The organism is Lutibacter sp., assembly GCF_033723435.1.
In the GTDB taxonomy this organism is placed as follows: Bacteria; Bacteroidota; Bacteroidia; order Flavobacteriales; family Flavobacteriaceae; genus Lutibacter.
Genome location: NZ_JAWVXC010000001.1, coordinates 111,240 through 127,156 on the forward strand (window position 1 = coordinate 111,240; position 15,917 = coordinate 127,156).

The window sequence follows — 15,917 nt, forward strand, 5'->3', positions numbered from 1 at the left end:
GAATTATAAAATAAAAGATATTAAAAAGTCTGTTAATAACTATTTTAACAGACTTTTTTTTATATTTTCAAGCAAAATAGTACTTTAGCATCGCTTCAAAAAATTTTACAAAAATATATGGCATCGCAAACATCTTATACTGAAGATAATATTCGTTCATTAGATTGGAAAGAACATATTAGAACTCGTCCTGGAATGTATATTGGTAAGTTGGGAGATGGTTCTTCACCAGATGATGGAATTTATATACTTATTAAGGAAGTATTAGATAATTCTATTGACGAATTTGTGATGGGAGCTGGTAAAAAAATTGAAATTACCGTTAAAGATGATCTAGTTACTATAAGAGATTATGGTAGAGGAATTCCACTTGGAAAGGTAGTAGATGTGGTTTCTAAAATGAATACAGGTGGAAAGTACGATTCTAGAGCATTTAAAAAATCAGTAGGGTTAAATGGAGTTGGTACCAAAGCGGTTAACGCACTTTCTTCATTTTTTAAAGTAGAATCGTTTAGAGAAGGTAAAACTGTAATTGCTGAATTTGCTAAAGGAGAATTAACTATTCACCAAAACCCTGAAAATTCTAACCAACGTAACGGAACAAAGGTTTCCTTTACGCCAGATAAAACCATTTTTACAAAATATAAATTCAGGAATGAATACATTGTAAAAATGATTAAAAATTATGTGTATTTAAACACAGGATTAAACATACATTTTAATGGTGAAAAATATTTTTCTGAAAATGGATTAAAAGATTTATTAGAAGAAAATATTGCAGATGAATCTATGTTATTTCCAATTATTCATTTACAGGGAGAAGATATTGAGGTAGCTATAACTTTCAGTAAAGCTCAATATAGTGAAGAATATCATTCATTTGTAAACGGACAGCATACAACACAAGGCGGAACACATCAAAATGCATTTAGAGAAGCAGTTGTAAAAACAATTCGCGATTATTTTGGTAAAAATTATGAATCTTCGGATGTTAGAAAATCCATTGTTTCCGCTATTAGTGTAAAAGTAATGGAACCAGTTTTTGAAAGCCAAACTAAAACAAAATTAGGTTCTACAGAAATGGGAGGCGGTTTACCAACTGTTAGAACGTTTATTGGAGATTTTGTTAAAACTAAATTAGATAATTATCTTCATAAAAATCCTGATGTAGCTGAAAAAATTCAAAAAAAAATACTTCAAGCAGAAAAAGAGAGAAAAGATTTATCTGGAATTAGAAAGTTAGCACGAGAACGAGCTAAAAAAGCTAGTTTGCACAATAAAAAATTACGCGATTGTAGAGTTCATTTAAATAATTTAAAAGATGATAATCGATTAGAAAGTACTTTATTTATTACGGAGGGAGATTCAGCAAGTGGTTCAATTACTAAATCAAGAAATGTAAATACTCAAGCAGTGTTTAGTTTACGTGGTAAACCCCTGAATTCATACAATATGAGTAAAAAAATTGTGTATGAAAATGAAGAGTTTAATTTATTACAGGCTGCTTTAAATATTGAAGAGTCAATAGAAGATTTGCGCTACAATAATATTGTAATTGCTACCGATGCGGATGTAGATGGTATGCATATTCGATTATTATTAATTACTTTCTTTTTACAATTTTTTCCAGAGCTAATAAAACAAGGACATTTATATATTTTAGACACTCCATTATTTAGGGTTCGTGATAAAAAACAAACATTTTACTGCTATTCTGAAGATGAAAAGAAAGATGCAATTAAAAACTTAAAAGGAAAACCTGAAATAACTAGATTTAAAGGTTTAGGTGAAATTTCCCCAGATGAGTTTGTTCATTTTATAGGAAATGATATTAGATTAGATCCAGTGATGTTAGATAAAGAAATGTCTATTGATAAATTATTAGAGTTTTATATGGGAAAAAACACTCCAGATAGACAAAAATTTATCATTGAAAATTTAAAAGTTGAATTAGATATTGTAGAAGAAGCATAACATGCAAGAAGAAAACAACGAAGCCATTAACGAAAATTTTGAGAATCAGGAAACCATAACCAAAGTTACAGGAATGTATAAAAATTGGTTTTTGGATTATGCATCGTATGTAATTTTAGAACGTGCCGTTCCTGCAATTAAAGATGGGTTTAAGCCAGTACAGCGTAGAATTTTACATTCTATGAAAGACTTGGATGATGGAAGATATAATAAAGTTGCTAATATTGTAGGACATACAATGCAATATCATCCTCATGGCGATGCTTCTATTGCTGATGCTATGGTGCAAATTGGGCAAAAAGAATTGCTAATTGATATGCAAGGTAACTGGGGAAATATTTTAACCGGCGATCGTGCTGCAGCTTCAAGATATATTGAAGCACGTTTATCTAAATTTGCGCTAGAAGTTGTATTTAATCCTAAAACTACAGAATGGCAAGCTTCTTATGATGGAAGAAGAAAAGAACCAATTGATTTGCCAGTAAAGTTTCCAATGTTACTTGCGCAAGGAGCAGAAGGAATTGCAGTTGGACTTTCTACAAAAATTTTACCACATAACTTTAACGAATTAATTGATGCATCAGTTAGGTATTTAAAAGGAAGGAGTTTTACTTTAGTTCCAGATTTTTTAACAGGAGGAATTGCGGATGTTTCTAATTATAATGATGGAAAACGAGGTAGTAGAATTAGAGTTAGAGCAAAAATTTCTCAATTAGATAAAAAAACATTAGTTATTAATGAAATTCCTTTTGGAACCACAACTTCATCGTTAATTGATTCTATTCTTAAAGCAAATGAAAAGGGTAAAATTAAAATTAAACGTATTGAAGATAATACAGCTGCTAATGTTGAAATTTTAGTTCATTTACCAAGTGGAATTTCACCTGATAAAACTATGGATGCGTTATATGCATTTACTAGTTGCGAAAATTCAATATCGCCATTATGTTGTGTAATTGAGGACAATAAACCTGTATTTATTGGTGTTTCTGAAATTTTAAAAATTTCAACCGACCATACTGTAGACCTTTTAAAAAGAGAGCTTGAAATTCAGTTAAATGAATTAGAAGAACAATGGCATTTTGCTTCTTTAGAACGAATTTTTATTGAAAATAGAATTTATCGTGATATTGAAGAAGAAGAAACTTGGGAAGGTGTAATTGTAGCAATAGATAAAGGTTTAAAACCACATATTAAACACTTAAAACGTGCTATTACAGAAGAAGATATTGTTAGGTTAACAGAAATTAAAATCAAAAAAATATCCAAATTTGATATTGATAAGGCTAAACAATTTATTGAAAGTTTAGAAGATAAAATTGCGGAAGTAAAAGGTTATTTGGCCAATATAATTGATTTTGCAATTAACTATTTTCAAAATTTAAAGAAAAAATACGGCAAAGGAAAAGAGCGAAAAACAGAGTTACGTTCATTTGACGATATTGTCGCTACAAAAGTAGTAATGCGTAATTCTAAATTGTATGTAAATAGAGAAGAAGGCTTTGTTGGAACTTCATTAAAAAGAGATGAATACGTAGCAGATTGTGCAGATATAGACGACGTAATTATTTTTAGAAAAGATGGTAATATGTTAGTAACAAAAGTAGACACTAAAACTTTTGTTGGGAAAGATATTATTCATGTTGCAGTATTTAAAAAGAATGATAAACGTACGGTTTATAACATGATTTATAGAGATGGTAGAGGTGGACCAAGTTATATAAAACGATTTAATGTTACTGGAGTTACCAGAGATAAAACATACGATTTAACCAATGGTTCTAAGGCTTCTATAGTTCATTATTTTACTGCAAACCCTAATGGTGAAGCAGAAACAGTTACTGTTTACCTGCGTGCAGTTGGCAGCATTAAAAAGTTGAAATGGGATATTGATTTTTCAGAGTTAGCTATTAAAGGAAGAGGAGTTAGAGGAAATAGAGTAACTAAAAATGCTATTAAAAAAATTGAGTTAAAAGCAGAAGGAGTTTCTACTTTAAAACCTCGTAAAATTTGGTTTGATGATGTAACTGAAAGATTAAATGTTGATGGCAGAGGAGAGTTATTAGGGGAATTTAAAGGTGAAGATAGATTATTGATTATCAATCAGAAAGGAATTGTTAAAACTATAAAACCAGAACTAACTACTCATTTTGATAGCGATATGATTGTGCTAGAAAAATGGATTCCTGAGAAACCAATTTCAGCTATATATTTTGATGGAGAAAAAGAAAAGTATTACGTAAAACGTTTTATGATTGACAATCCAAATAAAGAAGAATTATTTGTTTCAGATCATCCAAAATCGCAATTAGAAATTGTAGCAACAGATTATAGACCAATGGCTGAAATTCAATTTTCAAAACGTAGTTTAGAGTCGGAAACTATTAATTTTGAGGAGTTTATAGCTGTAAAAGGTATTAAAGCACTTGGTAATCAATTAACTTCCGAAAAAATTAAACAGGTTAATTTATTGGACCCTTTACCATATGAGCCATTGAGTGTTGACGAAGTAGAAGTAAATGATGAAGAGGTTGTTGAAAGTTCAAAAGGTGAAATTGTAAACGAAAAAAACGCAAATAAATCATCTGATAAAAAGGATTTACCTCTAGATGATGATGGTCAAATAACACTATTTTAACCTCTCAAAAAAAGTGAGTTTATAATTTGGTAATAAGGTTGGGTGAGTAATTTTAATCAAATCTTTTAATACTAAATCTGGATGTGCGGGTGCTAATTCAAAATATATTATTCCTCCTGTTGCACCTTTTTTATCAGCATAAGAATATATTTGTTTGGTTTTAAAAGCCTTAAACTTTGAATACAAATCATTTGCATTTTTAAGTTGTTTTAAGCTAGTATAAAAACTAGGAGAAATCCAAATTTCAGCATCTTTTCCTTTTTCAAAAACATTTTCAATATTTAAGGATAAACTACCTTTTCCTTTGGTGTTTTTGTACAAATAATCAGAATTTGCATCTGCCAAAAAAGTAGCTTCAAAACTATCTCCAGCTGGTAAATTCCATATATCTTTAAAAAGTCCGCCTGAAATTACAGTTGGTTTTTTTGTAGCTTCTAAAGCAATAGCTTTAGCGTTTAAATAGTTTTTTTCTATGTTATTAAAAATACTATCAGCTAACTTTTCTTTATTAAATAGAGCTCCAAAAAATTTAATCCATTCGGCTCTTCCGAGAGGTGTTTCTTCAAACCAATCACCATTAAATATAACAGGAATTCCTAATTTTTCAATGGTTGTAAACATTTTGTTTGAAGCGTTTAAGGTAAAGCCAACTACAATTTCAGGATGTAAATTCAATAAAAGCTCCGTATTTATTTGCTCTTCATTTCCTAAATCTTTAACAAATCCTTCATCTATAAGTTTTCTGGTTTTTTTAGACGAAATGTATTTAGTATTTGGAAAACCAATTAATTTATCTTCTTCATTTAATAATTCCAACATTGGTATGTGCGTAGTGCTTGTAACAACTAATGATTTAACTGGAATTTGAATAGAATTAGGTATCTTAGAATTTTTAGATTTTACTAATTTAAACTCAAAAACTTCTTTTGAATTAGGATAAGGGGCTTTAATAATTAATTTAGTATAATTTTTAAAGTGTTGAATATCAAAACCTTTTGCGTATTTAATGTTGACACTATCAACTATATTATTATCTTCTATTTTGTTTTTAACTGCTGAATTACAACTATTTAATATAAATAGAGCCCCGATAATTATAAATATAAAAGGATATTTAAACTTCATACATTTATTAATTTTCACAAATGTAGTATTTCCATTTTTAATGTAAATAATCTAATGTAATTAACTATTTTTGTACTCGATTATGGTTCTTATGTTTGATTTCTCAAACAAAGTGAAAAGGGAATTCGGTTAAAATCCGAAGCTGTTCCCGCAACTGTAAGCTGAAGCCGAATATTTCGGTGATTGTTATACCACTTATACCACTGTTTTAACGGGAAGGTACATAACAATACGCAAGCCAGGAGACCTGCCAAAATCAGATAGTTCAAACTTTCGGGCGAAAGGTTTGGGTATGGTTTACTATACTTAAAAAATTTTCCTGATTTATTTTATTAATTAAATCAAAAGAAAAAAAATGAAAAAATCATTCATTTATTATGTGGTTATTTGTACCATTTTTACAGTAAACACTGTAAATGCACAGCAGGTTAAAGATACGGTTGAGCAGTTGAAAGAAGTAGTGATTACAGCTACAAAATTTGCAACTGAAAAAGAAAAAGTGGGTAAAATTATTTATCAAATTTCACCAACTCAAATTGAAAATTCAAAAGGAAAATCAGTAGCAGAAGTTTTAAGCAATTTTGCAGGAATTGAAATTAATGGAGTAAATAGTTCCGCTAGTAAAAACAAAAGTGTTTACATAAGAGGAGGAAGAGATCGTCAAGTTTTGGTATTGATAAATGGAATTCCTGTAAGCGATCCTTCAGGAATTACTACGACTTACGATTTGCGTTTGCTTACTCTAAATCAGGTTGAATCTATTGAAATTATGAATGGCGCTGCAAGTACTTTGTATGGTTCGGGCGCGGCAACTGGAGTAATTAATATCATCTTAAAAAAATCATCTAGCAAGCCAATTGCTTTAAATTATCAAACTTCTGCAGGCACTAATAATTCATCAGAAGATACAAAGTTAAATTTACATAACTTTCAACAAAATGTATCTATAAATGGAACTTTAAAAAAGTTCAATTATTTGGCAACACTCAATACTTCTTTAAACAATGGATTATCTGAAGCAAGTAGTGAAAATAGTGCTACAAGTTTTGAAAAAGATAAATTTTTAACTACAAATTCTTATATAAATTTTGGTTATGCTGTGGCTTCTAATTTTAAAGTGAATTTGTTTGGAAATTATGACAAAGATAATTATGATTATGACGCAGGAGCCTTTACAGATTCTAAAATTAATAATGGATTTAACAAACAAATAAGGGTTGGTATTTCTTCTAATTTTGACTATAAAAAAGGAATATTAAAGGCAATAGTTTCTTACAATAAAATAGATAGAATGTTTGATAGTTTTAATAGTTGGACTAGCTCTACGGATCATTTTGAGTACACTGGTAAAACTTATTTTATAGATGTAGTTAATAATTATAAAATAGCTAAAAGGCTTCAAGTAATTACTGGTTTAACATATCAAGAACAAAAAAATAATACAAATTCACCTTATGGAAATATTGATGAAAATTTAGCTAATTATACTATTTTTGATATATATACTAATATGATTTACAATTCATTAAGTGGTGTTAATGTAAGTATTGGTACACGTTTAAACAATCATAGTGAATATGGAAATCATTGGGTTTATAATTTTAATCCTTCTTATAATATTACTAAAAATATAAAGCTAATTTCTTCGTATAGTACAGCATTTATTGCGCCAAGTACATACCAACTTTTTTCACAATATGGAAATATTAATTTAAAGCCAGAAGAAAATAAAACTATAGAAGGTGGTTTTGAATTTGAAGTTTTAAATAAAATAGATTTTTCTACAGTTTATTTTTATAGAGAAGATAAAAATGCTATTATTTTACCAGATTATATAACTTATTCAAATGCAGTTGATAAAACAAATGCTAAAGGTATTGAGGCAAACTTGAAACTAAATGTAATTAAAAAAATTAATTTTAATTTAGGCTATGCTTATACTTTAAAAAGTGATGATATAGATTATATTCCTAAAAATAAATTTATGGTAACGTTGGAAACTTCTGCACTTAAAAATACCTATTTATCTTTTCATTTTAAAAATATTTCAAAACGTACTTATTTTGATCAATGGGGAAGCGGAAGCAATATAAATATTGCTGGTTATAGTTTGGTAGATTTTTATGGAAGTCACAAATTAATTAAAGATAATTTATCACTATTTATTCAGGTTAATAATATTTTTAATAAAAATTATATTGAAACTATAGGTTATACAACTAAAGGAAGAAATTTTAAAATTGGGTTAGATTTCAAATTTTAGCATAATTAAAAGCTGGCAAATTTTGTCAGCTTTTAAATAAAATTATGAACTTCATTCTTTAAAACTTTTAAAGCTGCTAAAGAAGGTGATGGATTAGTAGCAGTAGTTTCTATAATTTTTTCACGCAATTCTTGTGCAGTTTTTATAGCTTCTGAATTCAAATTAGTTCTAATTATATGAATGGTAGCATTTTTTGAAGCAGTAATAGCATCCCAACTCTCTTCTGAAATATAAATTTGCTGTGTTAAATTGTGTTCAAATTCTTTTTCAATAGTTTCCATTAAACCTATTGCGTAGGCATCTTTATCATCATTTACAGAAGAAATTCTTACAATTAATTTAGAGATAGTTATTCGTTCTAAAAAAAGCGCCATTCTTTCATATGCCTGAAGCTTAATTGGTAAAGTAGTTTTTTTATTTTCTTTAAGCAGATTTAACTTCATTTTTTGAACTTCATTAGAAGTATAAAGTTTAAAAAAGTAAAAAGCAACTAGTCCAGTAACTATAGAAGGAATCGTATAACTCAACAATTCAAAAATTTTAGATAATTCAATATTTTGGATAAATAACATATTATATGGAATTTAACAGCAAATTTATTATAAGTTTTTCAATTATTGTAATTAATCCTGACAAATATCAGTGAATATAATAAGTAAACAAATTAATTTTGTTCTCGTAACATTTAATAAAAAAATAATTTAACTAAAAAGTAATATTTGTTACAATTAAAAAGAACATTAATTAACAATTAAAATTATGAAAAATTTATTAAGATTAGTAGTAGTATTGTTTACCTCAGCTGTTTTTGCACAAGCAGGCCATGTCATGCAAGGTGTAGGTGCAGTTAATATGTCTATGGGAGGAGCATCTACTGCACAACCGTTAGATATTAGTGGAGCATTACAATGGAATCCAGCAGCTATCTCTGTTTTTGATAGTAAGATATTAGACTTCAATTTAGGTATTTTCTTTTCAGCACCAGAATTGAGTTCAAGTTTACCTGCAAATATGTTATATCCAGGATCTCCAGCAGTTTCAGGAACAACTTTAGATGACAGACCTGTTTCTCCAATGCCTGCTTTAGCGATGGTTTGGGGTAAAGAAGGAAGTAAACATACTTTTGGAGTTTCTGCTTTCGGTATTAGTGGATTTGGAGTTACTTTTCCTCAAGATACTAACTTGCCTATGGATTTAAATGGAAATCCAAATCCATCATGGGATCCTACTAATTCTAACCCTATAAATTGGCCTCAAGGTTTAAGAGGTTTTGGAAAATTAAAATCAGATTATATGCTGTTACAAGTTGGATTAACATGGGCTTATGAAATCACTAAAAATTTGTCTATAGGTGTTGAACCAACACTAAATTATGCAGCATTAAAATTAGAACCAAATCCAATTGCTTCTCCAAGTATGACTTTAGGTTATCCAGTTTCTGATAAAGCTTCTGCTATTGGTTTTGGAGCTCAATTTGGTATATTTTATCATTCAGATGGAGGAATAAAATTAGGGGTTTCTTATAAAACAGAGCAACAATTTAGCGATATGACATTCTCTAACACTTATTTAGATGGTTCTGCAGCACCAGATGTTGATTTTAAAATGAATTACCCAGCTATTTTATCTTTTGGTTTAGGATATTCAATGGAAGATTTTGATTTTGCTTTAGATTACAGAAGAGTAGATTATGAAAATACTGATGGATTTGCTGAAAAAGGTTGGACTAACACAGGTTCTGTTAAAGGATTTGGTTGGAAAAACATAAACATTTTGTCTGCAGGTATTCAATATAAAGGTATCAAAAAATTACCTTTAAGAGTTGGTTATACTTATAGTAGTAACCCTATTGATTCAGAGTTAGCTTTCTTTTCAACTCCAGCAACTGCGGTTATTAAAAATGCACTTCAATTTGGGTTTAGCTACTCAATTAATGATAATTTTATGTTAAACGGAGTTTATCATCATGGAACTAGTGATGGAGAAACAAGTGGACCTATTTTAGATCCAATGATGGCATCACCTACAAATCCTTATGGAGCTGTCCCAGGAACAAATGTTAGTTATTCAATGACAACAGATATGATTATGGTTGGTTTAACATATAAATTTAAAAAATAATAATTACTTGAATTAATTTATTTTTTTTAAAGGCTTCTTTTTGAAGCCTTTTTTTACGCTTAAATTTAAGATTTAGTTTATAAATAATATTTAATTTGAGAATATTACTTTTACAAAATGATTTATAAGAACAAGAAAGATTTTATAGTTAGTTCTGCTTTTATTCTATTATTAATAGCAGCTATTTATGGATTAATTATTAGATGGAGTTTTACCTTTCCAACAGAAGCAATCAGCTATAAAAATATCTTACAAGCTCACTCTCATGTTGCATTTTTAGGTTGGGGTTACATTGCTTCTTTAGTTTTAATAACCAATTTATTTATAAAAGATAAATCAACATTTATAAAAATTTATAATACATTGATTCGCTTTATTTTAATTGTTATTTTTTTAATGTTAATAAGCTTTCCTTTAATTGGTTATAAATCTATTTCTATAGCTTTACTGGTAGTATTTGGATTAGCAAGTTATGTTATTTCTTTTCAATTATTAAAAAATATTAAAGGGAAGAATATATCGACAAAATTAATTCGGTTTGGTATATATTATTACTTGTTATCTAGTTTGGCAACTTGGTTTTTAGCATTTGTAATAATTACACAAGGAAAATCGATTTTGTATTATAATACAATTTATTTTTATCTTCATTTTTTATATAACGGGTATTTTGTTTTTGTGCTTTTTGGATTATTATTTAAGCTGTTTGAAAGTCAAAGTATTAGCATTTCTACAAAACATCAAAATCAATTTTTTATATTTCTAAATATAGCTTGTATACCAGCTTATACATTATCTATTTTGTGGAGTAATGTATCTATAGTATTTAATTTTATAGGGTTTTTAGCATCGATTTCACAATTAATATCACTATTTTATTTAATTAGAATTCTTCAAAAAAATATTAATAATTTAAATTGGTCATATATTTCAAAACTACTTTTAAAAGTTTCCATAATTTCTTATGTCTTAAAAATTTTCATTCAAATAATTTCTGCATTACCTTACATAGTTACTCAGTCATTAGCTTTAAAACATTACTTTATAATAGGTTATTTACATTTGTTTACGCTAGGTTTTATGACATGTATGTTGTTTTTGTTTTTACTTCAAATTAAAAAATTAGAAATACAATCTACTGTTTCAAAAATAGGAACATTTACTTTTTTGATTGGGATTATTGGTACTGAATTTCTGTTATTTTATCAAGGATTTTTATTTTTGTTTAAGTTTAATGCGTTAAAATTTTACAATTTAGAAATGCTTTTTTTTAGTTTTTTATTGGTAATAGGTTTACTACTAATGTTACTCCCTAATTTATTTTTAAGAGAAAAAAAAAATTAAAAGGGTTGTCAATAACTTTTATTGCTTAACTTAAATTGGAATAGTACTTTTGAATTTTATTGAATTCCTGTGAATACTTACTTAGAAAATCTTAACGAATCGCAAAAAGCTGCTGTTATACACAAAGAAGGCCCAATGATAATTATTGCTGGTGCAGGCTCTGGTAAAACAAGAGTTTTAACTTATAGAATTGCTCATTTAATGCATCAAAATATAGATGCTTTTAATATATTGGCATTAACATTTACTAACAAAGCAGCACGAGAAATGAAAAATCGTATTGCAACGGTTGTTGGTAATTCCGAAGCTAAAAATCTTTGGATGGGAACTTTCCACTCTGTTTTTGCAAGAATTTTACGTTCGGAAGGGCATCATTTAGGTTATCCATCAAATTTTACTATTTACGATACACAAGATGCTGTTAGATTGCTTTCTTCAATTATTAAAGAAATGCAATTGGACAAAGATAAATACAAACCAAAGCAGGTTTTAAGTAGAATTTCTTCTTTTAAAAATAGTCTAATAACAGTTAAAGCTTATTTTAATGATCCTGAGTTAATAGCTGCAGATAAAATGGCTCAACGTCCAAAAATGGGTGAAATTTATGAGCAGTATGTAGATAGATGTTTTAAAGCTGGAGCAATGGATTTTGATGATTTGTTACTTAGAACTAATGAAGTTTTAACTCGGTTTCCTGAAGTTTTAGCAAAATATCAAGATAGATTTAAATATATCTTAGTAGATGAGTATCAGGATACAAACCATTCACAATATTTAATTGTTAGAGCTTTAGCAGACCGTTTTCAAAATATTTGTGTTGTTGGAGACGATTCTCAAAGTATTTACGCATTTAGAGGCGCAAATATCCAAAATATATTAAATTTTCAGCGTGATTATGATAAAGTTGCCATTTTTAAATTAGAGCAAAATTATCGTTCTACAAAAAATATTGTAGAAGCAGCAAATAGTGTAATTGCAAAAAATAAAACCAAATTAGATAAGCAAGTTTGGACGGAAAATGATAGAGGCGCAAAAGTTAAAGTAATGCAAACTTACACTGAAGCTGAAGAAGGTCGTTTTGTAGCAAATTCTATTTTTGAAAATGCTATGAATTTACAGCTTAAAAATTCTGATTTTGCAGTATTATATCGTACCAATGCACAATCTAGAGCAATTGAAGATGCTTTACGAAAAAAAGATATTAAATATAAAATTTATGGCGGATTATCTTTTTACCAGCGAAAAGAAATAAAAGATATTTTAGCATATCTGCGATTATTGATAAATCCAAATGATGAAGAAGCTTTAAAAAGAGTTATTAATTATCCAGCGCGAGGAATTGGGAATACAACTATGGATAAATTATCTGTAGCAGCAAATCATTATAAAAAATCTATTTTCGAAATTTTACAGAATTTATCTAAAATAGATTTAAATTTAAATGCAGGAATTAAAACAAAACTTTCCAATTTTGTTACAATGATTCAGCATTTTCAAATTGAAGCGCAATCTAAAAATGCTTTTGAAATAGCCGATTTTGTTGTAAAACAAACAAAACTAATACGTGATTTAGAAAAAGACGGAACTCCTGAAGGAGTTAGTAGAGTGGAAAACATTCAAGAGTTATTAAATGGAGTAAAAGATTTTATTGAAGTTCAAAAAGAAAAGGACGAAGACGATTCTTTAGCTTTTTTTTTAGAAGATGTTGCTTTGGCTACAGATTTTGACAATGATAAAAAAGACGATACTCCAAGAGTTGCTTTAATGACTATTCATTTAGCAAAAGGATTAGAATTTCCTTTTGTATATATTGTTGGATTAGAGGAAACATTATTCCCTTCTGCAATGAGTATGAATACAAGAAGTGAATTGGAAGAAGAACGAAGGTTATTTTATGTAGCACTTACAAGAGCTGAAAAGCAAGCATATTTAAGCTATGCGCAAACTAGGTATCGTTGGGGAAAATTAATAGATTGTGAGCCAAGCAGATTTTTAGAAGAAATTGATGAAGAATTCTTAGAGTATTTAAAAGTAAAAAGAGCTCCAATACCACAAAACAAATTTATTAATGAAGATATCTTTGGAAGTGTACCACAACATAAAATTCGATTTAAAAAACCAGTACAAAGAACTCCTGTAAAAAAACAAATTAAAAAAACGGAAGAACCTAATCTACAATTTAAAGCACCTAAAAATTTAACAAAAGTTACAAATACTACTGCTCAAAACAATAATTTATTTGATAATTCTATTGTTGTAGGCAATATAGTTTCTCATACTAAGTTTGGTAAGGGAGAAGTGGTTAGTTTAGAAGGTACAGGAGCTAGTAAGAAAGCAGAAATTAATTTTGCTTCCGTTGGATTAAAAAAATTATTGTTGCAATTTGCAAAGCTTACAATAATTAGCTAATAGGCATTGTAAAACCAATTATTAAGTTGTAATTTGCATAAAATATAAACAGAAATAGATAGATGGAATTTGATTTAGAATACAATTCAGAAAGACCGCATTTAATTATTCCAGAATACGGAAGACATATTCAAAAATTAATAGATTATTGCGTAAAAATTGAAGATGATGAAGAAAGAGATAAAATGGCAAAAGCAATAGTGGATGTTATGGGAAATCTTCAACCACATTTAAGAGATGTGCCAGATTTTAAGCACAAACTTTGGGATCAGTTATTTATAATGTCAGAATTTAAATTAAATGTTACACCACCATTTGGGAAAATTGATAAGGAAATTTTTGAGGAAAAACCAGAGCCTTTAGCTTATCCTAAATCAGCTACTAAATATAAATTCTACGGAACTAATATTCAAACCATGATTGATACTGCTTTAACATGGGAAGAAGGAGAGCAACGTGAAGCATTATATTTTGCAATTGCAAACCACATGAAAAAGTGTTACCTAAATTGGAATAAAGATACTGTAGAAGATACTGTAATTTATAAACATCTATTAGATTTATCCAATGGAAAAATAGATTTAGAGCCTTTAAATGAACAATTAACAGAAAGTAGGAACTTATTAAGAAAAAGAAAGGCCAATCCTAAGCAACAACGTTCAAAAAACAAAAAGAAATAACTACTTAAAAAAATAATATGGCAACATTTGTTATTGAAGGAGGTCATAAATTAAGCGGTAGCATAACACCTCAAGGAGCAAAAAATGAAGCGTTACAAGTAATTTGCGCGGTTTTATTAACTGATGAAGAGGTTATTATTAGTAATATTCCTGATATACGAGATGTAAATAAATTAATTTTTATTTTATCAGAATTAGGAGTTAAAGTAAAACAATTAGAGGAACATACTTATTCTTTCAAAGCAGATGAAATAAACTTAAAATATTTAGAATCCGATAAATTTAAACGTGAGGGTAGTTCTTTACGAGGCTCAATAATGATTGTAGGACCACTGTTAGCTCGTTTTGGAAAAGGATATATTCCACGCCCAGGAGGAGATAAAATAGGGCGTAGAAGGTTAGACACTCATTTTGAAGGGTTTATTAAATTAGGTGCGACATTTAGATATAACCATGATGAAAGGTTTTATGGTGTTGAAGCCAACCATTTAACAGGTACTTCAATGCTTTTAGAAGAAGCTTCCGTAACAGGTACTGCAAACATTATTATGGCTGCTGTTTTAGCTGAAGGAGTTACTTCAATTTATAATGCAGCTTGTGAACCATACATCCAACAATTATGTAGAATGTTAAATAGCATGGGAGCTGATATTTCAGGTGTTGGTTCAAATTTACTTAATATAAAAGGCGTTAAAAAATTACAAGGTTGTAAGCATGAAATTTTACCTGATATGATTGAAATTGGTAGCTGGATTGGTATGGCTGCTATGACAAAATCTTCACTAACTATTAAGGATGTTAGTTGGAATGATTTAGGATTAATTCCTACAGTTTTTAAAAAACTAGGGATTAATTTAGTTCAGAAAGGAGATGATATTTTTATTCCACAACAGGAAAATTATGAAATTCAAAATTTCATGGATGGCTCTATATTAACTATTGCTGATGCGCCTTGGCCAGGATTTACTCCAGACTTATTAAGTATTGTTTTAGTGGTAGCAACACAAGCAAAAGGGAGTGTTCTTATTCATCAAAAAATGTTTGAAAGCCGATTATTTTTCGTGGATAAATTAATTGATATGGGAGCAAAAGTTATTCTTTGTGATCCTCATAGAGCTACTGTAATTGGAATGAATCACGAATCTAGCTTAAAAGGAACAACTATGACTTCACCAGATATTAGAGCTGGAATTTCTTTATTAATAGCTGCACTTTCAGCAAAAGGAACAAGTACAATCCATAATATTGAACAAATTGATAGGGGTTATGAAAATATTGATGAAAGACTTAGAGCTATCGGGGCGAAAATAACAAGAACAGAACAATGTGTATAAAATCTCGTTTTTACGAGATTTTTTTATGT

10 protein-coding genes and 1 riboswitch are annotated in these 15,917 nt (G+C 28.7%); of the genes, 8 read left to right on the top strand and 2 right to left on the bottom strand.

Translation table 11 applies throughout. The features are described 5' to 3' along the window. The first annotated feature begins 117 nt into the window (after nt 1–117). Entirely contained in the window at nt 118–1,974 is a 1,857-nt protein-coding gene (locus R3342_RS00530; protein ID WP_318937603.1) for a DNA topoisomerase IV subunit B, read from the top strand. Nucleotide 1,975: 1 nt separating this feature from the next. Beyond that, entirely contained in the window at nt 1,976–4,612 is a 2,637-nt protein-coding gene (locus tag R3342_RS00535; protein WP_318937604.1) for a DNA gyrase/topoisomerase IV subunit A, read from the top strand. On the opposite strand, the gene R3342_RS00540 is transcribed toward R3342_RS00535, so the two are convergent. After that, nucleotides 4,604–5,737: an ABC transporter substrate-binding protein gene (locus R3342_RS00540; RefSeq protein WP_318937605.1), complete on the bottom strand. Its 1,134-nt coding sequence runs from the start codon at nt 5,735–5,737 to the stop codon at nt 4,604–4,606. The genes R3342_RS00535 and R3342_RS00540 overlap by 9 nt on opposite strands. 66 nt (nt 5,738–5,803) lie before the next feature. Next, nucleotides 5,804–6,007, top strand: a riboswitch (cobalamin riboswitch). An 85-nt stretch (nt 6,008–6,092) separates the two neighbouring features. Here R3342_RS00540 and R3342_RS00545 point away from each other — a divergent pair. Next, entirely contained in the window at nt 6,093–8,000 is a 1,908-nt protein-coding gene (locus R3342_RS00545; protein ID WP_318937607.1) for a TonB-dependent receptor plug domain-containing protein, read from the top strand. Nucleotides 8,001–8,032: 32 nt separating this feature from the next. Here the strand turns inward: R3342_RS00545 and R3342_RS00550 are convergent, their stop codons facing one another. Beyond that, nucleotides 8,033–8,572: a hypothetical protein gene (locus R3342_RS00550; protein ID WP_318937609.1), complete on the bottom strand. Its 540-nt coding sequence runs from the start codon at nt 8,570–8,572 to the stop codon at nt 8,033–8,035. Nucleotides 8,573–8,759: 187 nt separating this feature from the next. Here R3342_RS00550 and R3342_RS00555 point away from each other — a divergent pair, with 187 nt between their 5' ends. The 5 genes from R3342_RS00555 to murA all read left to right on the top strand — a co-directional run bounded on the left by R3342_RS00555 (nt 8,760) and on the right by murA (nt 15,888). Next, a complete protein-coding gene (locus tag R3342_RS00555; RefSeq protein WP_318937612.1) occupies nt 8,760–10,121 on the top strand; it encodes an OmpP1/FadL family transporter in 1,362 nt (453 codons plus the stop codon). A 117-nt stretch (nt 10,122–10,238) separates the two neighbouring features. Next, complete coding sequence (locus tag R3342_RS00560) at nt 10,239–11,465, top strand: hypothetical protein (RefSeq protein ID WP_318937613.1); 1,227 nt, start codon at nt 10,239–10,241, stop codon at nt 11,463–11,465. Between the two features lie 69 nt (nt 11,466–11,534). Then, entirely contained in the window at nt 11,535–13,874 is a 2,340-nt protein-coding gene (locus tag R3342_RS00565) for an ATP-dependent helicase (RefSeq protein ID WP_318937615.1), read from the top strand. A 62-nt stretch (nt 13,875–13,936) separates the two neighbouring features. Then, entirely contained in the window at nt 13,937–14,554 is a 618-nt protein-coding gene (locus R3342_RS00570) for a DUF4290 domain-containing protein (protein WP_318937617.1), read from the top strand. A gap of 17 nt (nt 14,555–14,571) precedes the next feature. Further along, on the top strand, nt 14,572–15,888 hold the full coding sequence (murA, locus tag R3342_RS00575) for a UDP-N-acetylglucosamine 1-carboxyvinyltransferase (protein WP_318937618.1): 1,317 nt from the start codon (nt 14,572–14,574) through the stop codon (nt 15,886–15,888). Nucleotides 15,889–15,917 lie beyond the last annotated feature (29 nt).

Bases quoted from the DNA above. Each gene is read 5' to 3' on its own strand.
- R3342_RS00535 (WP_318937604.1), top strand. From the start codon at position 1,976: ATGCAAGAAGAAAACAACGAAGCCATTAACGAAAATTTTGAGAATCAG.
- murA (WP_318937618.1), top strand. From the start codon at position 14,572: ATGGCAACATTTGTTATTGAAGGAGGTCATAAATTAAGCGGTAGCATA.
- R3342_RS00530 (WP_318937603.1), top strand. From the start codon at position 118: ATGGCATCGCAAACATCTTATACTGAAGATAATATTCGTTCATTAGAT.
- R3342_RS00560 (WP_318937613.1), top strand. From the start codon at position 10,239: ATGATTTATAAGAACAAGAAAGATTTTATAGTTAGTTCTGCTTTTATT.
- R3342_RS00555 (WP_318937612.1), top strand. From the start codon at position 8,760: ATGAAAAATTTATTAAGATTAGTAGTAGTATTGTTTACCTCAGCTGTT.
- R3342_RS00540 (WP_318937605.1), bottom strand. From the start codon at position 5,737: ATGAAGTTTAAATATCCTTTTATATTTATAATTATCGGGGCTCTATTT.
- R3342_RS00570 (WP_318937617.1), top strand. From the start codon at position 13,937: ATGGAATTTGATTTAGAATACAATTCAGAAAGACCGCATTTAATTATT.
- R3342_RS00545 (WP_318937607.1), top strand. From the start codon at position 6,093: ATGAAAAAATCATTCATTTATTATGTGGTTATTTGTACCATTTTTACA.
- R3342_RS00550 (WP_318937609.1), bottom strand. From the start codon at position 8,572: ATGTTATTTATCCAAAATATTGAATTATCTAAAATTTTTGAATTGTTG.